A 22,747-nucleotide genomic window follows, 5' to 3' on the forward strand; every position below is an offset into this window, starting at 1 on the left:
TTTTAGTACGTTGTTTGTTAATCGAAATTAACGTTGGCACGCTTGGTTTTGTTTAGTTTTCAAAGATCATTTTTTAAAGCAGATTTATAATAATAACAAACTCCCAATCTTAAAGTCAAGAAGTTTTTATTTATTTTTTTAAAAAGCTCATTGCCTGTTTCGCAGCAACGTATTCAAATATACCACCGTTTCATTCCTTTAGCAAGCATTTTTTTAAAATAATTTAAAAATGAATAAAACTTGATAATTCGAAGAGAAAGTTATTGATGTAATTCCATACTAAACGCTAGAAAACTAATTTAAGCGTTTAGTGAAAGTTATTCAGAAATAACTCTATTTAGCCTGCGTTATTTACATGAAACCGACCAATTAAACGCAAATACAGCTAACTCAGTTTTTGGTATCAGTCCATTTTTAATACATGAACTTTTAGCATATTCAAGTGAGTAATAGTTTAAATAAATAGCCGTCACCAGAAAAAACAAGATAAATATAGATAACTTAATGCTCTTAGCTTTTATATGAACCACCACGCTTTTATACACAATATTCTAAATCACTACCATTTTAACATATTATGACAATCAAAAAAGCAGACCAAATCAAAATATGGCCTGCTTCTAAAGTTCTTTTTAACGGTGTCTCATTTGCGGGAATAACAATACGTCACGAATTGATGGTGAATTAGTTAAAAGCATAACTAGACGATCGATACCGATTCCTAAACCACCTGTAGGCGGCATTCCGTATTCCAGTGCTTCAATAAAGTCTTCGTCCATCATATGAGCCTCGTCATTACCTTGTTCACGTTCTTTAAGCTGCGCTTCAAAACGCTCTTTTTGATCAATTGGATCATTTAGTTCTGTAAATGCATTTGCATGTTCACGAGCAACGATGAATAGCTCAAAGCGATCAGTAAAACGAGGGTCATCATCATTTTTCTTGGCCAAAGGTGAAATTTCTACAGGATGACCGTAAATAAATGTTGGTTGGATTAATTTTTCTTCTACTTTTTGTTCGAAGAATTCGTTGACGATATGTCCATATTGCATATGTTCAGTAATCTCAACATGATGTTCTTTTGCAAGAGTCCGAGCCTCTTCTAAGGACATCTCCTTCCAAAAGTCTGCACCTGTATATTCTTTTATAGCATCCACCATATGAAGTCTTTTCCATTTCGGTTCAAGATTTACCTCGTATTCCCCATATTGAATCGTTGTCGTGCCTAATACTTCTTTTGCTACATGGGCAATGACATTTTCCGTTAACTCCATAATATCTTGATAATCAGCGTATGCTTCATAGAGTTCGATCATCGTGAATTCAGGGTTATGGCGCGTAGATACACCCTCATTTCTGAAGACGCGGCCTATTTCATAGACTTTTTCCAATCCGCCTACAATTAATCGTTTCAAGTGCAATTCAATTGCTATACGCATGTATAAAGGCATATCCAATGCATTGTGATGAGTAATAAACGGACGGGCAGAAGCACCACCAGGAATAGAATGCATTGTTGGTGTTTCCACTTCTAAATATCCTTGATCATCTAAAAAGCGTCTCATCGCTTGAATGATTTTACTTCGAGTAATAAACGTTTTCTTACTTTCCGGACTCACAATTAAATCTACATAACGTTGACGATAGCGTTGCTCAATATCTTTTAATCCATGGAATTTGTCTGGTAATGGTCGCAATGCTTTTGTTAAAAGCTCAAAAGATTTTACTTTTATCGACAATTCTCCCACTTTTGTCTTAAACACTTCTCCAGTTACACCAATAATATCCCCAAGATCTGCTGTATTGAAAATGTCATAAGCCTCTTCCCCAACAGTATCCTTACGAACATAAATTTGAATTTGACCAGATAAATCCTGGATATGGGCAAATCCCGCTTTCCCTTTTCCTCGCTTTGTCATAATACGTCCAGCAATTGTAACAGATATCGCCTTTTCTTCTAATTCTTCTTTTTCGAATTCATTATAGGCATCAATAATCTCTGCTGTTTGATGCGTTCTTTCAAAGCGTTTTCCAAACGGATCTAACCCTTTTTCTCTTAAAGTATGTAATTTCTCACGTCTCACCTTTAGCTGATCATTTAATTCTTCTTGGTTTAATTCATCGTGACTCATATTAACAACTCCTATCAGTTACTAAATAAAAAGCAGAAAACTGCCAGGAGTACTGGCAGTAAAACAACTTAACGCGCAAACCATTAAACAACCTAACAGTTATCCTACTTGACTAGCACTTTCTTGTTTTGCTTCAACCTCTAAAACAAACTCATCCAGAAGGGCAACAAGCTCGTCTCTAGTATTCATTAGGTTAACTTCATTTCTTACCTTTGCATTTCCTCTGATCCCTTTTAGATACCATGCAGCATGCTTTCTCATTTCGCGAACAGCCACATTCTCATTTTTAAGGGCAATTAATCGATCTAAGTGCAGCTTACATACCTCAATCTTTTCACGTACACCTGGTTCATCCATTAGTTCACCAGTTTCTAAATACTTAACAGTGCGATAAATCATCCAAGGGTTTCCTAGTGCAGCACGCCCAATCATAACCCCGTCAACACCTGTTTCATCAAGCATACGCTTAGCATCTTGTGGTGTTGTTACATCACCATTACCGATAACCGGGATTTTAACCGATTCCTTTACCTCTTTAATGATATCCCAATTTGCTGTTCCTTCATACATTTGTACACGTGTACGACCATGTAAGGCTACAGCTTTACCTCCAGCGCGTTCTACAGCTTGGGCATTTTTCACAGCATAAATATGCTCCTCATCCCAGCCCATACGCATCTTTACGGTTACAGGCTTTTCAACAGCTTCTACTACAGCTGAAACCATGTCATAGATTTTATTCGGGTCTAAAAGCCACTTTGCACCAGCATCACATTTCGTAATCTTCGGAACTGGACAACCCATGTTTATATCAATAATGTCCGCTGTTGTGTTTTTATCAACAAATTTAGCAGCCTCAACTAGCGTTTCTTTTTCTCCGCCAAAAATTTGCAAACTTAAAGGTTTCTCACGCTCATCTATATAAAGCATCCCCATTGTTTTTGCATTTTTATATAAAATCGCTTTATCGCTCACCATTTCGGCACAAACTAAACCAGCACCAAATTCTTTTACCGTTAAGCGAAAGGCAGAATTACATACACCTGCCATAGGGGCAAGCACGACTCTATTTTTTAATTGAATATCACCGATTTTAAACAATTTCTAACCTCCTATCCTTTCATTGATTCATTTGGGGTCAGTTCTTCAACAGTAATGTTAAGAGCTTTAGCTACTTTCTCGATAAACTGTTTGTTGGGTTCACGATTGCCTCTTTCTATTTCACCTAAGACTGAAACAGAAACGCCAAGATCTTTTGCGAAACTCTCTTGGGTAAAGCCTTTTAATTTTCTAAAAGCGCGAATACGTCTACCCCATTTTTCTGCTTCCATATTCGTACTCCTTCTTTATCTTGTAATTGATCTATGATAGTCGAAAGTGATTCTTTCCTCGATGGAATGCGGATGTTCTTGTCTAATTCTGATAATGGAATTAACACAAAGGCACGTTCATGCATTCTAGGGTGTGGAACAATAAGTTGCTCTGTTTCAATATTTTCATGATTATAAAGCAAAATGTCAAGGTCTAAAGTTCGCGGCCCCCATTTTACTTCACGCTTTCGATTATGTGATTTTTCAATATCCTGTAACACGTTTAATAGTTCAAGCGCTGATAGATCAGTGTTTATCTTAATAACCATATTTAAAAATTCATCTTGATCAGTAAAGCCAATTGGATCTGTTTCATAAATAGAGGAAATATTTTCTACAATTATGGATGGATGAAAGTGCAGTGTTTGAATGGCTTTTTTTAAGTGCTTCTCCCGGTTTCCCATATTCGATCCAAGAGCTATATATGCTTCTACGTTCATTTCCTACCCCTTTTAATTTCAACGGCTACCTCTTTATAATGACCTGGTATCGGCGGGTCGGGCTTTATTAACTTTACCGTACAGTTTTGAACGAGATAGAATTTCGTCAATACTTCCTTAGCAATTTGCTCGGCAACAGTCTCAACAAGCTTATAAGGTTTACCCTCGACAATCTTTTTACAGCATGTATAAAGTGATGCATAATTGACGGTATGCTCCAAATCATCTGTTTCTCCTGCTTGTTTTAAATCTACTTCTACAGTTAAATCAACTCTAAATCGTTGGCCAATCTTATTTTCTTCCTTCAAAACACCATGGTATCCATAAAACTCCATACCGTTCACAAAAATCTTATCGATGTTAGTTACCTCCTTTACCAAGCATTGCATCCATCATTTTTGCCATTCTCGCCATCTCTAACACATCATGAATACGAATGATTTGGCAGCCTTTTTCAATTCCTAAGCATACGGTTGCACCTGTACCTTCCATTCGTTCCGTCGGCGGCAGGTCTAAAACATGCCCGATAAATGACTTTCTAGATGTACCTAATAATACCGGATAGCCAAGTTCGACAAAAGCATCCAAATGTCTCATTACCTGCAAATTATCGTCCATTGTTTTGGCAAAACCAATACCCGGATCTAAGATAATTTTATCATCACTAACTCCTGCATTCTTTACAATTGTAACAGACTCCATTAGGTCAGCAATCATATCAGGAATTAATTTATGATAATCACGATCGTGACGGTTGTGCATAAGAATAATTGGGACATTATAATCAGCAGCAACCTTTGCCATATCAGGATCGGCTTTCGCACCCCAAATGTCATTAATGATGCTTGCACCTGCTTCAACCGCTTGCATGGCAACCTCTGCCTTATAGGTGTCTATCGAAATCGGAACATCTATTTCATTTGCAAGTTCACGAATAACAGGAGCTGTTCGCTCAATTTCCTCTTCCACGGATACAGGCTGGTACCCGGGTCTTGTAGATTCCCCCCCGATATCAATGATATCTGCCCCGTTTTTGATCATTTCCTTTGCGTGAGAAATAGCTTTATCCAAATCTACATACTTTCCTCCATCTGAAAAAGAATCTGGAGTTGTATTTAAAATCCCCATGATTTGTGTCTTTTCGCCATAATGGAGAGTGTATTTCCCACATTCAATCACTTGTTGCTTCGTCATTAATTTCATTCTTCATCCAACCTTTATATCTCGTCTATACTTAATAATTTCGTCCGATAAGAACAATATAACTCCGTTAATTTTTGCACAACACTTCCATCTTTCCCAAAAAACAAATACTCGTCCACCTTTTTTATTGGAACAATCTCTTGGGAGGAATTTGTTATAAACACTTCATTTGCTTCTAGCATATCCTTTTTTGGGTAAAATCCTTCATCGATTTGCATGCCAAGGTTGTTCAAGCATTTCATCACAAATTGCCTTGTAATTCCATTTAAAATTCCTGTCTCAATTGAAGGCGTGTAGACAACCTGATCCTTTACCCAAAAGATATTGGAAACAATGCCTTCTGCAACATATCCTTTTTCCGTTAAGAAAATTCCTTCTACATCTGGAGTTTCTCTTAATTCTCGTCTTCCCAAAATATTATTTAAATAATGGTGTGACTTTAGGCGCTCTGTTCCTTCAGGTGTATTTCTGCGCAATGTTAAAATCGAAGCATGTTTTTCAATATTTCCAATCGGTGGTGCCTTTCTTAAAAAACAAAGAACAGTCGGTTGATCATAAGGTTGTAGCAGTTTGCCGACCTCGCCTATTCCAGCAGAAATATTTAACCGAACCGTCACATCTTCATTTACGAGATGATTTAACTGAAGGAGCTTCTGAAGAATTTCAGACACTTCATCCGCATCAACCTTATAAGAAATCCCTAACTCATTTAAGGCATGCTGCAGTCTTTTTAAATGATCATGGAGAAGGAAGGGGAAGCCTTTATAAATACGAAATGTTTCAAAGGCTCCTAGACCATAAAGAAAGCCATGATCAAATGGAGAAATCGTGGCTTCTGTATCTTTTATAAACTGTGATTGGCAATATATATACACGTTTATGAACTCTTTTCGATTAATTTATATTGATTGATAAAATTCTTTAATAAGTCTTTTCCAAAGGATGTCATGATCGATTCAGGGTGAAATTGAACACCTTCGATCGGTAACGTTTTATGGCGGATGGCCATAATTTCATTTTCAGCTGTCCACGCTGTTACCTCTAAGCAATCAGGCAACGTTTCATTTTTTACAATTAACGAATGATAGCGCGTAGCAGTAAATGGATTTTCCATGCCTTTAAAGATCGTTTCTCCATTGTGATGGATTTGTGATGTTTTCCCATGCATTAACCGTTCAGCACGTACAACATCTCCGCCAAAGACCTGTGCAATGGATTGATGACCAAGACAAACGCCAAATATCGGAATTTTCCCAGCAAAATGCTTAATGGCTTCCATGCTTATTCCCGCTTCATTCGGACTGCAAGGCCCAGGAGAAATCATCAGAAATTGGGGGTTTAGCTCCTCAATTTCCGAAATCGTTATTTCATCGTTTCGTTTTACAACAAGTTCTTCTCCAAGCTCTCCTAGGTATTGCACTAAATTGAATGTGAATGAATCATAATTATCAATCATTAAAATCATCTGAACTCACCTCAGTCTCTTATTTTCTCTTCTTTACTCAGCTCAATTGCCTTAATCATTGCTTTAGCCTTTTTCAAAGACTCTTTATATTCAAAATCCGGATTGGAATCAATAACAATTCCTGCTCCAGATTGAACATACCCATAGCCATCTTTTGCAAATAAAGTACGAATCACAATATTAAGTTCCATATTTCCATCATAACCGATCCAGCCTATAGAGCCAGTATATATACCTCGCCTTGTTGGTTCAAGCTCTTCAATAATTTCCATTGTTCTTACTTTAGGTGCACCTGTTATTGTACCACCAGGGAAGGTCGCTTTGATCACATCTGAATAATTTGCTGTTTCTTTTAGTTTCCCCTGCACATTTGAAACGATATGCATTACATGTGAATACTTTTCAATGACCATAAATTCATTAACATGGACTGATCCATATTCACATACACGCCCTAAATCATTTCTTTCGAGGTCAACAAGCATGACATGCTCTGCACGCTCTTTTTCATTTTCAATTAATTCATTTGCAAGCTTTCTATCCTCTTCTTCATTTTTGCCTCTGGACCTTGTCCCGGCAATCGGGCGGGTACTTACAGCTCTCCCTTGTTTTTTAACAAGTAATTCTGGTGATCCGCTCACAATTTGAAACTCTGGAAAATGCAAATAAGCCATGTATGGAGAAGGATTTACTTCCCTCAAGGTTTCATAGATCTCAAGCGGATGATTTTCTAAACGAACATGCTGTCTTAATGAGAGATTTACCTGAAAGACATCTCCCGCTGCGATATATTGCTTGATATCTTCAACAGCCTTCTTGAAGGCTTCCTTTGAAAATGTGATAGGATCACCAGAAGTCGCTTCTTCTTGCCTATTTTTATATTGACATAGATTCGGGATGCATGTCCACTTTTCCTGCAACAAACGCAGCTTCTTCTTGGCACTTTCGACTTCATGCTCTTGATAATAATGTGTAATTAACCAGAGCTTGGATGTATGGTGGTCAAACACAGCAATATCATCAAAAAGCAAAAAATACAGATCAGGAGTTTCTAAATCATCAGCTGCAAAATCCGGCAACTTCTCAAAATACCTTACATAATCATAGCTAACGAAACCTATCGCTCCACCTTGAAAATCAGGCAGTTCCGGGTCGGTTTCCATCTGATATTTTTGAAACCAGGAATGAAAGAGATCAAGCGGATCCCCTTGCAGAACCTCGGTCCCCCATTCATTTGTTATAAAAAGCAGATGATTTTTACCCTTTACTGAAGCAACCGGCTTTAGCCCGGCAATACTGTACCTGCCGCCCCGCCCACTTTCTAAAAAAACATGCTGCTTCTCTTCTTGGACCAAGTATTTATATTGTTTAAAAAAATCACAATTATAATCAATATTGATGCTTAGCGATGTCCTTCGTTGCTGCATGACTAATCTCCCCTTTAAAACTCTTACTTTCATTTTACATAAATGTTGCGGAGAAACCATAAGGAATTTAATTTAATTTTTCACAAAAAGGACATCTTTATCACATTCCAAAAAATGATAAAATCATTTTATAAAGTGAAAAGAGGTCGACATTTACGTCAAACCTCTTTTAAAATATATAATCTTAGTCAGGATCAATCATATTGATATAACGGAGTACTTAAGTAACGCTCACCATTATCTGGAATTACTGCCAATACTTTTTTGCCTTTACCAAGCTCTTTCGCTACTTTTAATGCTGCAAAGATTGCTGCTCCAGCTGAAATTCCACCGAGGATTCCTTCTTCTCTGCCTGCTCTTCTAGCTGTTTCAAATGCCTCTTCATTTTTAACCGTAACAACTTCATCATAAATAGCTGTATTTAATACATCTGGAACAAATCCTGCACCGATACCTTGAATTTTATGAGGACCTGGTTTTCCACCCGATAGAACAGGAGAATCTGTTGGTTCAACTGCATAAATTTTGATGGATGGATAGTTTTCTTTTAAAACTGATCCAGCTCCAGTAATTGTACCGCCTGTACCAATACCTGATACGAAAGCATCTAATTGGTTACCCATTTGTTCAACGATTTCCTTACCAGTTGTTAGGCGATGGATTTCAGGGTTTGCTTCATTTTTGAATTGTTGTGGCATAAAGTAACCATGCTCTTCAGCTAGTTCTCCTGCCTTGCGGATTGCTCCGTTCATTCCTTCAGAACCAGGAGTAAGAACAAGCTCTGCTCCATACGCACGAAGTAAGTTTCTGCGCTCCAAGCTCATTGTATCAGGCATAACTAGAATCGCTTTTAGTCCTTTTGCAGCAGCTACCATAGCTAGTCCAATACCTGTGTTACCACTTGTTGGCTCAATGATTGTATCGCCAGCTTTTAATTTTCCGCTTTTTTCTGCAGCTTCAATCATTGCAAGTCCGATACGGTCCTTTACACTGCTGCCCGGATTAAAATATTCAAGTTTCAAATAAACATCTGCACTGTTTTCATCAACTAGTCTATTTAACTTCACGATTGGTGTTTGACCAATTAATTCATGTATAGAGTTTGCTACGCGTGTCATACTATTCCTCCCCTATCCCGAGTAAATTTATTGGATTTATAAGTAAATATATCAATTAATATCACAATTGTCAAAACTTTTTATGCTATTTGTACTATTTTTCTGATTTTTCACCATAAAACCATGTGACACCCAGTTCTTCCCATAAAGGCTCGACAGATACCGTTCCTTCCATCTGTTCAAGTGCAATTTGCCGGCGGATTTGTCCTTTTACATCTTCAAAGCTGTATGTTTTCCCTTCAAGTTTTTCATGAAGGAACAGTACTGCATAGCCTGTATCAACTTGAATTGGCTCGCTCCACTCACCTTTGCCAAGCTTTGGTGCTGCTTCAAGATAGGCAGCAGGAACATATTCATTATCTTTAGAGACAAATCCAATATCACCGCCTGAATTCGCAGTAAACTCATCTATCGATTGTTCTAAAGCGAGTGCTTCAAAGCTGGATCCGCCATTAAGCTCTCTGATGATCTGGTTTGCCTCATTTTCCGTCTTCACGATAATATGTGATAAATGATAGGACTCATCTATATTGTATAAATCTTTATTATTTTCATAAAAATCCTTCATTTCTTTTTCAGAAACCGAAACATCCCTAGTCAGGATCTCTTCGAGCAAGATACTGTAACGAATCTGGTCTCTCCAGTTTTCTTCATTGCCAAATTGTTCTTCGTCCAACGAGTTATACATCGACTTATATGTAGCTAATTCCCTTTCAATGACTTCATCTGAAACGGAAATATCGTATTTCTTAGCCAACTCCTCAACAACCTGGACATTTATTAACTCCTTAAGCGTATCCTTCCCGTAACGCGTTTCAAGCTCAGCCATCCATTGTTCCCTGGTAATAGATGTATCACCAATAGTTGCAATTGTTTCACTTGTTTGAGGATCATTTGATACAGGAATAACCCCTTGATTCTTTGAAAGGAAAAATCCAAGCGTAAAGCAATTAATGATTACTAAACCAAAAATAATACTCCATAATGTTTTCCCGCTCACTTTACCCAACTCCTACTACCCTGCTCAAACGAATTATTTTGCTGCTGTTTTTAATTCTTCTAAATCCTCTCTCGTCAGCAAATAAACTTCATTACAGAAATGACATTGAGCCTCAGCCTTTCCATCCTCATCAATCATGGCCTGTATCTCTTCTTCACCAAGGCAGATAATCGCATTTTCAATTCGTTCTTTTGAACATTGACATTTAAATGCAACAGGATGCTTTTCTAGTATTTTCACGTTTCCTTTACCAAGTACTTCTTCTAAAATTTCCTCAGGAGTTAAACCACGTTGTATTAATTTTGAAATTGGTTCAATTTTATTTAATCTCTCTTCAATCTTTGTAATGGTTTCATCATCTGTTCCCGGCAATAACTGAATAATGAATCCGCCAGAAGCTAAGATGGTATTATCAGGGTTAACCAATACTCCAACTCCAACTGAAGATGGTATTTGTTCAGATGTTACCAAGTAATAAGTAAAATCCTCACCAAGCTCTCCAGAGACGATTGGTACTTGTCCAGAGAAGTTTTCTTTTAGACCAAGATCCTTCACAACTGTCAAGTTTCCCTCTGTACCTACTGCTCTTCTGACATCAAGCTTACCATGTTCATTTAAGTCAAAATGCGTTTGAGGATTCGTCACATAGCCGCGCACATCTCCCTTTGAGTTGCTGTCAACTAAGATGATACCGATTGGTCCGCCTCCCTCAATTTTAATTGTGAGCTTAGCATTTCCCTTTAGCATCGAACTCATCATGACTCCTGCAGTCATTGCTCTTCCAAGGGCAGCTGAAGCCGTTGGCCATGTGTGATGTCTTCTTTGTGCTTCAGAGATCGTCTCTGTTGTTCTTGCAGCATATGCTCTCACTTGATCATTATAAGCTAATGCCTTTATTAGATAGTCCATTTGTTAAACTCCCTTGTCTGTATAATCAATGATCTAGTTTATGTAAGCTAACGGTGCTCTGTACCTAATTCCTTTACTGTATTTCGTTCATAAATAAGCTGGAGACCTCTTAAAGTCAAGAATGGGTCTACTATGTCAATACAATCTGATTCCTTGGCGATTAATGTAGCTAGACCACCCGTTGCAATAACCTTTGGTACTTCCTTTGCTTGTTCTTTTATCCTTTTTACAATTCCCTCTACTTGTCCTACATATCCATATAAAATACCAGATTGCATCGCACTTACAGTATTTTTACCGATTATGTTATCAGGTCGTGTTATTTCGATCCTCGGCAGCTTTGCAGCTCTTGAGTAAAGAGCTTCTGTTGAAATATTAATTCCAGGTGCAATGGCCCCTCCCATATATTGACGTTGTTCATTAATATAACAATAGGTAGTTGCCGTTCCAAAATCAACAATGATAAGCGGGCTGCCATAATCCTGAATACCCGCTACAGCATTTACAATTCGATCCGCTCCTACTTCACGAGGGTTTTCGTATTTTATATTTAATCCTGTTTTCATTCCAGGGCCGACAACCAATGGTTTCAGATTAAAATACTTCATACACATTCTTTCTAACGCAAACATGATTGGCGGTACAACAGATGAAATGATAATTCCCTCTATTTCTTTAAAAGAAAGTCCCTCATGTTCAAAAAGGTTTTTTATAATCATGCCAAACTCGTCTTCCGTTTTATTACGGCTTGTTTCTATTCTCCAATGATGCTTTAACACATCCTCTTTATATACCCCTAAAACTGTATTCGTATTTCCTACATCCAATACAAGAATCATTTGTATCACCACTTTATATTTAATCTATTACTAGTTTACATATTCGAGATTATTTTATCATAAGAAAAGCGTAAGCGCCTTGATCAGCCTAGGGCAAATAAGATGCTGATGAATAGAAGGCGTTCTTTGCCATCAATTCATGAGTGGCTAGACCCTAGAGGGGCTAGGCGCTGGAGCTAGACACAAAAACTAAGTACAAAAATTTATACTTTCTTAAACTTTAAAAAAAGCGCAAGGCGCCTGCCTATCGGCGACAAGCATAAGTCAAACAGGAATAGAAGGTGTACTTTACCTTCAATTCCTGTTTGACTTATGACCTCGAGCCGATGGCGCCTGGAGCTAGATTCAGAAACGCAAGCTATGTTAAGAAAATATATAAATTCTGATATTATAAGAAAAGCCCAAGCGCCTTGATCAGCCCTGACGTAAAATCAATTAGCGTTTTTCCATTAAAAAAAGATCGATGACAAATTTAAGTTAGCCATCGATCTAAATTTTCACTATTATTGTTTAGAAGAATCCTCTTCATCTTTTTTTGGTTGGATATTTACTTTAACGTCCTCTGCTTTAGCATCCTGACTTTTTTCAGTCGCTGCAACTGGACGATCCGGTAATTTACCATGTTCAACAAGACTTTGAATTTGCGCTGCATCAAGTGTTTCAACCTCTAATAAGGTTTGTGCAACCAATTCAAGCTTTTCTCGATTTTCTGTTAAGATTTGACGAGCACGCTCATAGCTATCTTTAATAAAGCGTTGGATTTCTAAGTCAATCTCATGTGCAATGGCATCACTGTAGTTTTGTTCATTATGAAGATCGCGACCTAAGAAAACTTGACCGCCTTGTGATTGCCCGAATTGCAATGGTCCAAGCTTGTCACTCATACCATATTCAGTAACCATTTTTCTTGCGATGCTGGTTGCTCTTTGGAAATCATTATGAGCTCCGGTACTTACTTCACCAAAGATAATTTCTTCGGCAACCCGACCGCCAAGCAAACCAGTAATTTTATCTAAAAGTTCTGGTTTTGTCATAAAATATCTATCTTCTTTTGGAAGCATAACGGCATATCCGCCTGCTTGACCACGAGGCACAATGGTTACTTTATGTACCATATCAGCTTCATCAAGCACAACACCGATAATCGTATGTCCTGCTTCGTGATAGGCAACGATATTACGCTCTTTCTTAGAAATAACACGGCTCTTTTTAGCAGGACCTGCAATAACGCGGTCTGTCGCTTCATCAAGATCGGTGTTATCAATCTTCTTTTTATCCTGTCTCGCAGCAACTAATGCAGCTTCGTTTAAAAGGTTTTCTAAATCTGCTCCAGAGAATCCAGGAGTACGGGCCGCAATGGCCTTTAAATCTACAGATTCATCTAGAGGCTTATTACGAGCATGTACTTTTAAGACAGCTTCACGGCCTGTAACATCTGGACGGTCAACCGTAATTTGACGGTCAAAACGACCTGGACGTAATAACGCTGGATCCAGAATATCAGGTCTGTTAGTAGCCGCAATGATAATGATTCCTTCATTGGCACCAAAGCCATCCATTTCAACAAGCAATTGGTTAAGAGTTTGCTCACGCTCATCGTGGCCTCCACCCAATCCTGCACCACGTTGGCGCCCAACTGCGTCAATCTCATCGATGAAAATGATACATGGGGCATTCTTTTTAGCATTTTCGAATAAATCACGAACACGTGATGCACCGACACCAACGAACATTTCTACGAAATCAGAACCACTAATGGAGAAGAACGGCACGCCGGCTTCACCCGCAACTGCTCTTGCTAGTAAGGTTTTACCTGTTCCTGGAGGTCCCACAAGCAAGACACCTTTAGGAATTCTTGCCCCTAGCTCAGCAAATTTACGAGGATCTTTTAGGAATTCAACAACCTCAACCAGCTCTTGCTTTTCTTCATCTGCACCAGCGACATCCTTAAATTTAACCTTCTTCTTTTCTTCGCTATACAGCTTAGCTTTACTTTTACCAAAATTCATCACTCGGCTGCCGCCGCCCTGAGCTTGGTTTAGCAGGAAGAAGAATAAAATAAAGATAATAACAAATGGGATAATGGATGTGAAAAATGTAACCCAACCACTTGTTTCTTCAGCTGGAGCAACATTTAATTTTTCAACATTATTCGCCTCAGCAGCTTTATCAACCCGATTTAACCCTTGTTCGGTTGGTATATATGTCAAGAAGGTTTCATCTTCTTTATAACCTTCCATCTTACCTCTTACTTCAAATACACCACGAACCGGCTGTACAGTCATTTCTGTAACATTCCCATTGTTTAATTCAGAAATGAAATCATTGTACGTTATTTGTTCCGTTTTAGGATTGCCACCTGTAAAGAAACTAACAACCCCAATTATGACTAAAAAGATTAGTAAATAAAATATGGTATTACGGAAGATCCGATTCATTCCTTACCTCCTCCCACAGTAAACACGCTATATTAAATAGTATCATAGAAAATCATGGTAACACAACAAATTAGACTATGCTAAATCCCTGGATTTGCTGAAAAGTTTATTCATAAATTTCAGGCTTTAAAATTCCGATATAAGGAAGATTTCGATATTTTTCGCTGTAATCAAGTCCGTAGCCCACTACAAAAGCATCTGGAACAACAAAACCTACATAATCAGCTTCAATATCAGCTTTTCTGCCAGTTGGTTTATCAAGCAGTGTAACGATCTTTATTGATTTTGCTTTGCGGTAACGGAATAGTTTCACTAAATAACTTAAAGTTAAACCGCTGTCGATAATATCCTCAATGATTAAGATATCTCTTCCTTCAACAGAAGTATCCAAATCCTTGATGATTTTTACTTCTCCTGAAGAGACAGTTGATGAACCATAGCTTGAAACATCCATAAAATCCATTTCCAAATATGTATCAATATTCTTTAAAAGATCACCCATAAACGGCATGGCACCTTTTAGAACGCCAATCGCAAGCGGAAACCGATCTTTATACTCTTCCGTTAGGATCTTTCCTAACTCCTTCACTTTTTCCTGAATTTGTTCTTCAGTTACTAGAATTTCTTCGATATCTTGTCTCATTAAATGTGTGCCCCCTAGAAGTTCATAGCTCTTTATAATGTAATAATACAAAGTCATCCCCATTTGCCGGATCGGCTTCATAAATTGACTTTTTTAAGCCGGGCAGCCACAGGATGTCCCCATTCCCATCTTCTACAATTGGCCATGAGTTTCGGCTATGTAATGGAATCTTTGCATCAATAAATATATCTTTAACCTTTTTCCTGCCATTCATGCCTTTTAACTTGATTTTATCTCCCTGCTTTCTTGTGCGAATAATGAGCGGTTTCACTAACGTTTTCTCATTTAATAAAAACGATTCATTCCCATTAAATGATTCACTGTTACCTTTGACCGATTCGCACGAGATCTGAAACCCGTTTGGGAGATAAACAACGGAAGGGATATCAAGTTGAAAACAATAATCTTTACCTTCCTCTTGCTCAAAAGTAAACATACATGTTTGATATGATTTAATCACTTTTAAACTGCCTGGGTAGTCAAGTGAACCTGATGGGTGATCTTGTGAGAGTAACCTCAGTAAACTCTCAATATGTATTGAAGATAGAGAAGCTGGAATATTTACGTATAGATAGTTTAATATTAGTTGAATCCCTCTTCTTTGTAAAGGCAAAGGTAAGCTTTTAAACCTGTCGATATCCATTTCTACCAATGACTTTTCTTTTCTTTTCAATACTTTATTCATTTGTTGCTTTGTTAATTCCTTTAAATACGTTTCATCCTCTAATAAGGTTTCACTAAAATATTGAAATCTTTCGTGAACTAGTGGATTTTCTCTTTTTAAATATGGCAATATATGCTTTCTGAAACGATTTCTAGTATAATCCGTCTTTTCATTACTTGGATCAAATCTAGGCATTAAGTGTTGTTCCCGGCAATAAGAAAGAATTTGTTCTTTTGTTTGTCCAAGCAAAGGCCGTATGATGTGTCCATTGTGAAACGCTCGTTTTAAGCGAATACCTGCAAGGGACTCTCCCGTACTTCCTCGAACCAACCTCATTAAGATCGTTTCTATTTGGTCATCCCCATGATGACCAAGTGCCAAACACCTTGACTGATACTTATCTAAAACTTCCTTGTAGAACTTATATCGGCACTCTCTTGCAGCAACTTGTGAACTTAAATGGTGAAGCGCAGCATATGCAGCTACATCAATTTGCTTTGCTTCACATATTATATGATGCTGCTTACAAAAATCCTGGACAAAGAGCATATCCTCTTTTGATTGTTCTCCTCTGAACATGTGATCGACATGCACAGCGACTAAATTAATCTTCCAGTGATCCTTTTGTTTATAAAGTAAGTGCAGCAACGCCAGGGAATCGGGTCCTCCCGATACACCAACGACAATGGTTGAACCCTTTTCAATCAATTGATGTTTTTGAATAAGGGCATAAAAGTTTTCCACGTTTCTTCCCTCTTTTTTTAATATTCCCTTTGAAGTCTTTTCTTTCTTATCTCTATCCTACCATTATTTCTTAGGCAATAACAAAGAAGAAAAATGCGTTCACATATTCACCATATTTTTTGAACAATTTTACAGTACGTTTTACATTAAATAATGATAAACATATAGGGAATAGATTAAAAACACGCCTATCAGAATCACAATTGTTTCAAGAACGCCGCTCATTTTTTTCCGTTTTTTAGTTTGCTTTGCCTGTTTTCTCGTTTGCTTCACTTGAGAAGGACCCATTCTTGCAGCCTGACTCTTGGTATGACTTTGTGTCTTTACCTGAGTACGATAAGTTTTCGTTTTCTGCTTCTCTTTGCTCGTTTCTATTGAGAGTAAATGAACTAAATCTCTCTTCATTTCAGCTGCATTCATGTATTTTCCCAATAGAGCCTTTTGTAAAACCTGCCTATGTTTTTGCAAGAATGGATGATGATCGATGATGTCAAATAGCTGTGCTCTTCCGTCACTTTCACTTTTTCTAGTAAATCGCTTTGGATAAGCAGCATTAATCATGATCATTGCAACCGAAAAAAGGTCATATGAAGGCTCTGCTTTACGGGTGCCGAATCCCCAATACCCGCGGTCAAAAAACTCTGTAAACTCTTTGATTGCCCTTCCTTGCTGTGTCGTTCCGCCAACATCGATACATCTTATTCTTGGCGGAGGACCTGATATAAGCAGATTTTCAGGTTTTAGGTCCCCGAAAATCCAGCCTTGCTGATGAAGCCTTTCTAAGTTTGATAGAAGCTGAAGAACCAATACATCAACCCATTCAATTCCTCGATCTTTTATAAATTCCAGGAAATTTTTCCCTCGAACATATTCCATCACATAAAAAGGAAGGATTTTCCCATGATCGATTCTCCAATCATCCACATCAAGCAAAGAAGGCCCAAGAGAAGTACCTTGGACCTTAGAAAACCGCTTTAGCACGTTTACCTCTGAAGTAATCGCCATACTATTTTCACTCAGTTTAAGAGCGACTTTTCCTTTTCTACTATCAGCTAAGTACACATTGCCTGTTGCACCTTGTCCAAGCAGCCTTATAATCGTATATCGCTCCCCGTTCCACTTCCCATTAACAACCGTTCCTGAAGAAAGGTTACATGCCTGATTCATCATAGTATTCTTCTTCATTTCGTAATAAACCCCTTAAGGAACGTTTCTGTTTAAACTGTTGAATCGCATCCCGTATCGCTGGGCCAGTCGGTGTAATACCTCCTGTTGACAGTTTAGGGAATATAGAAGAAAGTGATTGTAGATTTGGTGTCCAATCAAGTACCTGTTCAACCTCATCCTTTTTCCCAGGAAATACTGAGACAGAAAATTGATTATCTCCCATTCTTGAATTCAAACTAATAGAGAGATCAAGCAATGCTTCCTTAACCGTAGGGAGCTTTGGCTTCATACTTGCACTTGTATCAACTAAAATGAGGATTTCCAAGCTTATGGTTTCACCTAGTTCATCAACAACCTCCATTACCTCGCCCCGTTTTTCAGGTGGAAGTTCTTCCATTGACGTATGTTTGCCAAGGATTTGCTGCAACTCTTTATTTACAACACCTTGAAGCGTTTGCGTCATAGCTTTTCTCGTTACCATTTGCACTGTTTGCGATAGTTGGTGCGCATAGACAATTTGGTGTACGCCACCTCCTGACATTGCGATTCCTTCTATTTCTTGCATGGCCTCATGATCAATCACATTCTCTTCAACAACACCAATAACATTTACCGTTATCCCTTGCTCATGAGCTAATGCTGCTATTGCAATGGGATCTTCCCCATGATTAGAACATCCGTCCGTAATTAATAAGATTTGCTTTAAATGACCCTTTGCCATAATTACCCTCCTAGAGAGATGTAAATTTTTCATATATCGCTTATATCGCTTGGACGTATATGAAAACTTGTTACCATACTCGCCAGAAGAGCAGGTTTTTATACTTTAGCTCCTTCTTAACCTATTTTTTTCTTTGTTTCATATTTTGAAACAGGAATGCTTGCCCATTTCGGCGTATTGTGCTCAATCGCCGAAACAACAACCGTCATATCATCCTCGATTTTACCGGATCTCGTTCTTATCACCTCTTCCATTATTAGGTCTGCAACCTCTTGAGGATCTTCCGTTTTTATTTCACTAATTTTCCGCTTCATCCATAAATCATAATTCTCAACATGTTTTGGTCCTTCAAAGATACCATCACTCATCATAATCAAAAGGTCTCCTGCCTTCAGCTTTTCCCCAACAACATCGACATCGAAATCATCGATAATGCCCATTGGTAGATTGCTAGCTTGAATTTTAATGATTTTATCTCCTCGTTTCACAAAGCTTGGCGTTGAGCCAATTTTTAAGAATTTACTGGTTCCATCTTGAAGATCGACAATCGCTAAATCGAGCGTTGAGAAAATTTCATCTGTCGTTCTAAGCGATAAAATTGAATTGATTGTTTTAATTGCAACCTTTTCTTCTATGCCTGATTGCAAGATTTTTTGCAATAGCTTGATCGTTTCATTGCTTTCAAAGTGAGCTCTTTCACCATTTCCCATTCCATCACTAATGGCAACAGCAAACTTGCCTACTCCTAAATCAATCATAGAATAGCTATCTCCTGATACCAAACCGCCGCCTTTCGCTGCATGAGCAACACCTGTTTCAATCCGGAATTTCTTCGCTGAACCAAATGAAACATGGCAATAACCATTTGGATAGTTTGCACACTCCTCATGTTTAACGATAATTGATTCATCTAAAATATCAGATAGCATTGGTGCAATGATTTTTTCGCACTCACCATGTCCATTACAAAAAGGAATACTCATTTCAATATCGACATTCCCTTGCTCAAGGCTGTAAATATCTACATTAACAATTTCTATCCCGAAATTTTGCAGGGCATCTAAAATTTGCTCCTCCTGGACAAAATGATTCTCGCGTTCTCTTTTAATTTCCTTGGAAAGGTCCTCCATAACATGTGATACACCTAATAGTTGTTCAGCAACTAACCTCCTGCTTTCCTGAACCTCCTTCTTTAGCTTTTGATTTGCTTGAAAATAATTGATTTCTTCTTCGATCGCCTCTTCCACTTTCGTTGATTTTGAACAGTGTTTCGCAAACTCCTTTTTTAACTTGATATTGTTTTGATACGTTTTTTGTTTCGTTTCTTGCATAATTGCCTGCATATATTCATAAGTTGTATCAAAGTTCTGTACCCAGCACCTTTCTTTCTTAAAACAATGCTGGCATGTACTTTCCGTAATACTGCTTAAAAATAAATCGGTTTCTCGTTGTTCATCTTCTGTCACATCCTTATTATAAAAGGTTCCAAAACTTTCCGATAGCGCTTGGAATACTTGTGAAAATTGATCAACGCGATGTGCGGTTACATCACGGATTTTCCGTACATATTGTTGTTGTTCCTGAGCATGCTCACTTGTCCCTGGGATGTGCCGTGCCAGTCTTGCTGTAATGGCTTTCGGTGTAATCAGGAATAACAAGATGGCAATCATTGATTCAGTCAGTGTTGTCATTAAATCAGATGACCCTTGTCCATATAAAGAAATCAACACAGACCCTAGCAGAAGGCCAATTGCCGTTCCTAACTTTTGCCCTTCTCTTAATAGACCTCCTAATAGTCCAGAAAAGGCAAGGAGGCTCATATGATATAAGTTTCCGACGTTTGCCAAGCTTAAAATCAATCCCGTGACAACTCCAACTGTACAGCCAATGCTGGATCCGCCTATAAAGGCAAAAAGGAGAACAATATAACGGGAAAAGATATGTTCTGCCTGCAAATTTTGATAGGACACTCCAACAAGACCTGTCATTACAGAAGCTAAGAGAATCATAATGCAGATAATTTCCTCAATCTTTAGTGATTGTTTATATTTTCGGGCAGATATGAGTGGAATACTTTGAAGAAATATTAAGGTTAGGATAAAGGATAACCCTGATTCAACCCCTGCCATCATATAATCATATAATGTTAAAGTGGATTTGGTTGCGAATGAAAAGACAATCCTTGTTAATGCAACCGTCCCAAAAACGACAAAGGGGAGAATCTTTAATTGATCCTTAAAGATATAGGCAGATAGGCGATTGATCACAAGGAAACCAATAATTGATGCTAAAATGATGAAGGATATTTCAAAAGAAACAGTCATACCTCCGGCTATTAAGGAGAAACCGGCTAATAATGCCTTATCTTTTTTCATGAGAAAAACTGCGCCAAAGAATGGCAATGCGAAAGGTAATACCTCCGATAAAATAATTGCTCGTCCTAATAAAAACCCAATTAATACATACACAAGACCTTTATGCAAGAGGAACACTTGTAATTTAGAAGAGAATCGATGAAAGAATCGATTAACTACTTGCTGGGTTTTAACCATTCCCAAATCCGAAATCGGCTCCATTAACCTTCTTTCTACTTTTTCCATCGTTCATTCCCCCACTAATTGATTGTTGCTGTAATTATATCGAACGCTTGGACAAGATTTTGTCAAAAGAAGGAATGATATTCCAAAAACAGTTCGACTGTTTTTGAAGAATGCGACAAATATCTAAGTGATGTGAAAATTTTTCTAATGTCTTTCGTCAAAAAGGTAGAAAACGATGAGAAAACGGCTAGGAATATGTAAGTAAAAGGAGAAAGAAAGATAGAATAGCCTATGAAAAACGGATCCTTGTCGGTAAAATATTTCACCTTACCAGGTTTCGAATCCCATTTCCTTAGTGCGGAGAAGCTTTTTTAATAAAACGACAAAAAAACTAGTTGCTCAAAACAACTAGTTTTTCCATATGACCCGTACGGGATTCGAACCCGTGTTACCGCCGTGAAAGGGCGGTGTCTTAACCGCTTGACCAACGGGCCTATTTAAATGTTAGAGACGGATATGAGATGTCAGAGGTTTATGTTTTATTTCGAAGAAACCGTTTATCCGACTTCTTACTTCCAAATTCTCACTTCTAGTATGGTAGCGGCGGAGGGAATCGAACCCACGACCTCACGGGTATGAACCGTACGCTCTAGCCAGCTGAGCTACGCCGCCATATTTCAAAGTTGTCCTTTTCTAAGGCACAAGATATATAATACATTCGAATTAAATTTCCGTCAATATAAAATTTATTCACATAATCTTCTGACTATTAATCACTATTTAGAAAAGCGCAAGCGCCTTGATCAGCCTCGGGCAAATAAGACGATTTAGAATAGAAGGCGTTCTTTTGCCTTCAATTCTAAATTGGCTTTGACCTCGAGGGGCTAGGCGCTGGAGCTAGACACAAAAACTAAGTACAAAATTTTATACTTTCTTAAACTTTAAAAAAAGGAAAACACCAATAAGATGTCTTCCTTTTACGGCAACATTTATATGAAGGCAGCAAGCTATCCTCTTCTAGCTCCTCGACCACCGCGTTTTGATTCTGTATTGCGTTTTAATGAAGATAGACGATCTTCACTGTCTTTTAAGAAACGACTCATCTTTTGTTCAAAGCTTTCCTTGCTATTATTGCGGAAATCATTTCCTCTTTGTCTCGGGCGATCTGATTGCCTTGGACGATCTGAGTTTCTTGGGCGTTCTGGACGTTCTGGGCGCTCTGGGCGATCTATCGCTTTTTTAATAGATAAACCAATCTTACCATCATTCTCAACATTTATTACTTTAACTGTAACTTCATCTCCGACTTTTAAGTGATCATTAATATCCTTCACATAATTATCGGCAACTTCACTGATGTGAACGAGACCTGTAGAGCCTCCTGGTAGCTCAACAAACGCTCCAAAATTAGTAATGCCCGTCACTTTACCCTGTAACTTGCTGCCAACTTCAATCGACATAAAAATAATGCTCCTCCTTAAACAGATAAAAAATCATTCGAACCTTTATTATATTATACATAAATAAAAAATCGAGTGTCAACAAGGCTAATCTTTTATGTTAAAGATGATCTCATTCTCATCAGATAAGAAATAATCCCTTCGTGCAATTTTTGCGATATACTCATCATCATTAAGCTTGACAATTTCTTCTCTTAAAAGCTTCTCCTCTTGTTTTAATCTGCTCAATTCTTTTTCAAGTTTTTTTTGTTCAGCCAATTTTTCCTCAATGGTACTTTGCTGATTGTAAATGGTGGTGATTATAACCACTGAAGAAATGACAGCCAATAATCCTAACAGGGTTAACCTTCTGATCAAGCCTCTTTTCCGTCGTTTCGAAAGTTGCTGTTGTCTCTCCTGTTGCTGCATATATTGTGATTGCAATTCCGTAATTTTCCTGGTTCTTTCGAGACTCATAGTTTTCCTCC

At 37.9% G+C, this 22,747-nt stretch carries 21 protein-coding genes and 2 tRNA genes; all 23 read right to left on the reverse strand.

What is annotated here, in order from left to right:
- Positions 1–632: 632 nt before the first annotated feature.
- Positions 633–2,132 (reverse strand): lysine--tRNA ligase, encoded by a 1,500-nt coding sequence (gene lysS, locus Q1B07_RS19165; protein WP_299093013.1) that lies wholly within the window; start codon positions 2,130–2,132, stop codon positions 633–635.
- A gap of 99 nt (positions 2,133–2,231) precedes the next feature.
- Positions 2,232–3,233 (reverse strand): tRNA dihydrouridine synthase DusB, encoded by a 1,002-nt coding sequence (gene dusB / locus Q1B07_RS19170; protein WP_299093015.1) that lies wholly within the window; start codon positions 3,231–3,233, stop codon positions 2,232–2,234.
- Positions 3,234–3,244: 11 nt separating this feature from the next.
- Positions 3,245–3,463 (reverse strand): helix-turn-helix transcriptional regulator, encoded by a 219-nt coding sequence (locus Q1B07_RS19175; RefSeq protein ID WP_299093016.1) that lies wholly within the window; start codon positions 3,461–3,463, stop codon positions 3,245–3,247.
- Entirely contained in the window at positions 3,415–3,942 is a 528-nt protein-coding gene (gene folK, locus Q1B07_RS19180; RefSeq protein WP_299093018.1) for a 2-amino-4-hydroxy-6-hydroxymethyldihydropteridine diphosphokinase, read from the reverse strand. The genes Q1B07_RS19175 and folK overlap by 49 nt, the downstream gene beginning before the upstream one ends.
- A complete protein-coding gene (gene folB / locus Q1B07_RS19185; protein WP_299093060.1) occupies positions 3,939–4,301 on the reverse strand; it encodes a dihydroneopterin aldolase in 363 nt (120 codons plus the stop codon). The genes folK and folB overlap by 4 nt, the downstream gene beginning before the upstream one ends.
- A gap of 1 nt (position 4,302) precedes the next feature.
- Entirely contained in the window at positions 4,303–5,136 is an 834-nt protein-coding gene (folP, locus tag Q1B07_RS19190; RefSeq protein ID WP_299093062.1) for a dihydropteroate synthase, read from the reverse strand.
- 23 nt (positions 5,137–5,159) lie between these two features.
- Positions 5,160–6,020 carry an aminodeoxychorismate lyase gene (gene pabC, locus Q1B07_RS19195; protein ID WP_299093020.1) on the reverse strand — a complete coding sequence of 287 codons (861 nt, stop codon included), beginning with the start codon at positions 6,018–6,020 and terminating at the stop codon, positions 5,160–5,162.
- 2 nt (positions 6,021–6,022) lie between these two features.
- Positions 6,023–6,610: an aminodeoxychorismate/anthranilate synthase component II gene (gene pabA, locus Q1B07_RS19200; protein ID WP_299093022.1), complete on the reverse strand. Its 588-nt coding sequence runs from the start codon at positions 6,608–6,610 to the stop codon at positions 6,023–6,025.
- Positions 6,611–6,621: 11 nt separating this feature from the next.
- Entirely contained in the window at positions 6,622–8,037 is a 1,416-nt protein-coding gene (gene pabB, locus Q1B07_RS19205; RefSeq protein ID WP_299093023.1) for an aminodeoxychorismate synthase, component I, read from the reverse strand.
- A gap of 194 nt (positions 8,038–8,231) precedes the next feature.
- On the reverse strand, positions 8,232–9,155 hold the full coding sequence (gene cysK, locus Q1B07_RS19210) for a cysteine synthase A (protein WP_299093024.1): 924 nt from the start codon (positions 9,153–9,155) through the stop codon (positions 8,232–8,234).
- Between the two features lie 94 nt (positions 9,156–9,249).
- Positions 9,250–10,155, reverse strand: a complete 906-nt coding sequence (locus Q1B07_RS19215; protein WP_299093025.1) for a peptidyl-prolyl cis-trans isomerase — start codon at positions 10,153–10,155, stop codon at positions 9,250–9,252.
- 33 nt (positions 10,156–10,188) lie between these two features.
- Entirely contained in the window at positions 10,189–11,064 is an 876-nt protein-coding gene (hslO, locus tag Q1B07_RS19220; RefSeq protein ID WP_299093026.1) for an Hsp33 family molecular chaperone HslO, read from the reverse strand.
- Positions 11,065–11,111: 47 nt separating this feature from the next.
- Complete coding sequence (locus tag Q1B07_RS19225) at positions 11,112–11,903, reverse strand: type III pantothenate kinase (protein WP_299833307.1); 792 nt, start codon at positions 11,901–11,903, stop codon at positions 11,112–11,114.
- 503 nt (positions 11,904–12,406) lie between these two features.
- A complete protein-coding gene (gene ftsH, locus Q1B07_RS19230; RefSeq protein WP_299093028.1) occupies positions 12,407–14,341 on the reverse strand; it encodes an ATP-dependent zinc metalloprotease FtsH in 1,935 nt (644 codons plus the stop codon).
- Between the two features lie 106 nt (positions 14,342–14,447).
- On the reverse strand, positions 14,448–14,984 hold the full coding sequence (hpt, locus tag Q1B07_RS19235; protein WP_299093029.1) for a hypoxanthine phosphoribosyltransferase: 537 nt from the start codon (positions 14,982–14,984) through the stop codon (positions 14,448–14,450).
- Positions 14,985–15,006: 22 nt separating this feature from the next.
- Positions 15,007–16,392, reverse strand: coding sequence for a tRNA lysidine(34) synthetase TilS (tilS, locus tag Q1B07_RS19240; RefSeq protein WP_299093030.1), 1,386 nt, complete (start codon positions 16,390–16,392; stop codon positions 15,007–15,009).
- Positions 16,393–16,533: 141 nt separating this feature from the next.
- A complete protein-coding gene (locus tag Q1B07_RS19245; protein WP_299093031.1) occupies positions 16,534–17,577 on the reverse strand; it encodes a protein kinase family protein in 1,044 nt (347 codons plus the stop codon).
- The gene (locus tag Q1B07_RS19250) at positions 17,543–18,313 is read right to left on the reverse strand and encodes a VWA domain-containing protein (RefSeq protein WP_299093032.1); all 771 of its coding nucleotides are present in this window, start codon (positions 18,311–18,313) and stop codon (positions 17,543–17,545) included. The genes Q1B07_RS19245 and Q1B07_RS19250 overlap by 35 nt, the downstream gene beginning before the upstream one ends.
- 83 nt (positions 18,314–18,396) lie before the next feature.
- Complete coding sequence (gene spoIIE / locus Q1B07_RS19255) at positions 18,397–20,880, reverse strand: stage II sporulation protein E (RefSeq protein WP_299093033.1); 2,484 nt, start codon at positions 20,878–20,880, stop codon at positions 18,397–18,399.
- 362 nt (positions 20,881–21,242) lie between these two features.
- Positions 21,243–21,314, reverse strand: a tRNA-Glu gene (locus Q1B07_RS19260).
- Between the two features lie 101 nt (positions 21,315–21,415).
- Positions 21,416–21,492 (reverse strand) — tRNA-Met (locus Q1B07_RS19265).
- Between the two features lie 335 nt (positions 21,493–21,827).
- Positions 21,828–22,280: a S1 domain-containing RNA-binding protein gene (locus tag Q1B07_RS19270; RefSeq protein ID WP_299093034.1), complete on the reverse strand. Its 453-nt coding sequence runs from the start codon at positions 22,278–22,280 to the stop codon at positions 21,828–21,830.
- Positions 22,281–22,367: 87 nt separating this feature from the next.
- Positions 22,368–22,736 carry a septum formation initiator family protein gene (locus Q1B07_RS19275; protein WP_299093035.1) on the reverse strand — a complete coding sequence of 123 codons (369 nt, stop codon included), beginning with the start codon at positions 22,734–22,736 and terminating at the stop codon, positions 22,368–22,370.
- Positions 22,737–22,747: the final 11 nt, after the last annotated feature.

Origin of the sequence: uncultured Metabacillus sp. (assembly GCF_947503125.1) — a bacterium.
In the GTDB taxonomy this organism is placed as follows: domain Bacteria; phylum Bacillota; class Bacilli; order Bacillales; family Bacillaceae; genus Metabacillus.

What these genes read in the sequence shown, in the direction of transcription:
- Q1B07_RS19275 (WP_299093035.1), bottom strand. Translation starts at nt 22,736, where the DNA reads ATGAGTCTCGAAAGAACCAGGAAAATTACGGAATTGCAATCACAATAT.
- folP (WP_299093062.1), bottom strand. Translation starts at nt 5,136, where the DNA reads ATGACGAAGCAACAAGTGATTGAATGTGGGAAATACACTCTCCATTAT.
- cysK (WP_299093024.1), bottom strand. Translation starts at nt 9,155, where the DNA reads ATGACACGCGTAGCAAACTCTATACATGAATTAATTGGTCAAACACCA.
- hslO (WP_299093026.1), bottom strand. Translation starts at nt 11,064, where the DNA reads ATGGACTATCTAATAAAGGCATTAGCTTATAATGATCAAGTGAGAGCA.
- pabB (WP_299093023.1), bottom strand. Translation starts at nt 8,037, where the DNA reads ATGCAGCAACGAAGGACATCGCTAAGCATCAATATTGATTATAATTGT.
- Q1B07_RS19175 (WP_299093016.1), bottom strand. Translation starts at nt 3,463, where the DNA reads ATGGAAGCAGAAAAATGGGGTAGACGTATTCGCGCTTTTAGAAAATTA.
- Q1B07_RS19225 (WP_299833307.1), bottom strand. Translation starts at nt 11,903, where the DNA reads ATGATTCTTGTATTGGATGTAGGAAATACGAATACAGTTTTAGGGGTA.
- Q1B07_RS19250 (WP_299093032.1), bottom strand. Translation starts at nt 18,313, where the DNA reads ATGAAAAATTTACATCTCTCTAGGAGGGTAATTATGGCAAAGGGTCAT.
- Q1B07_RS19270 (WP_299093034.1), bottom strand. Translation starts at nt 22,280, where the DNA reads ATGTCGATTGAAGTTGGCAGCAAGTTACAGGGTAAAGTGACGGGCATT.
- spoIIE (WP_299093033.1), bottom strand. Translation starts at nt 20,880, where the DNA reads ATGGAAAAAGTAGAAAGAAGGTTAATGGAGCCGATTTCGGATTTGGGA.
- pabA (WP_299093022.1), bottom strand. Translation starts at nt 6,610, where the DNA reads ATGATTTTAATGATTGATAATTATGATTCATTCACATTCAATTTAGTG.
- ftsH (WP_299093028.1), bottom strand. Translation starts at nt 14,341, where the DNA reads ATGAATCGGATCTTCCGTAATACCATATTTTATTTACTAATCTTTTTA.
- folK (WP_299093018.1), bottom strand. Translation starts at nt 3,942, where the DNA reads ATGAACGTAGAAGCATATATAGCTCTTGGATCGAATATGGGAAACCGG.
- hpt (WP_299093029.1), bottom strand. Translation starts at nt 14,984, where the DNA reads ATGAGACAAGATATCGAAGAAATTCTAGTAACTGAAGAACAAATTCAG.
- Q1B07_RS19245 (WP_299093031.1), bottom strand. Translation starts at nt 17,577, where the DNA reads ATGAAGAAGAATACTATGATGAATCAGGCATGTAACCTTTCTTCAGGA.
- lysS (WP_299093013.1), bottom strand. Translation starts at nt 2,132, where the DNA reads ATGAGTCACGATGAATTAAACCAAGAAGAATTAAATGATCAGCTAAAG.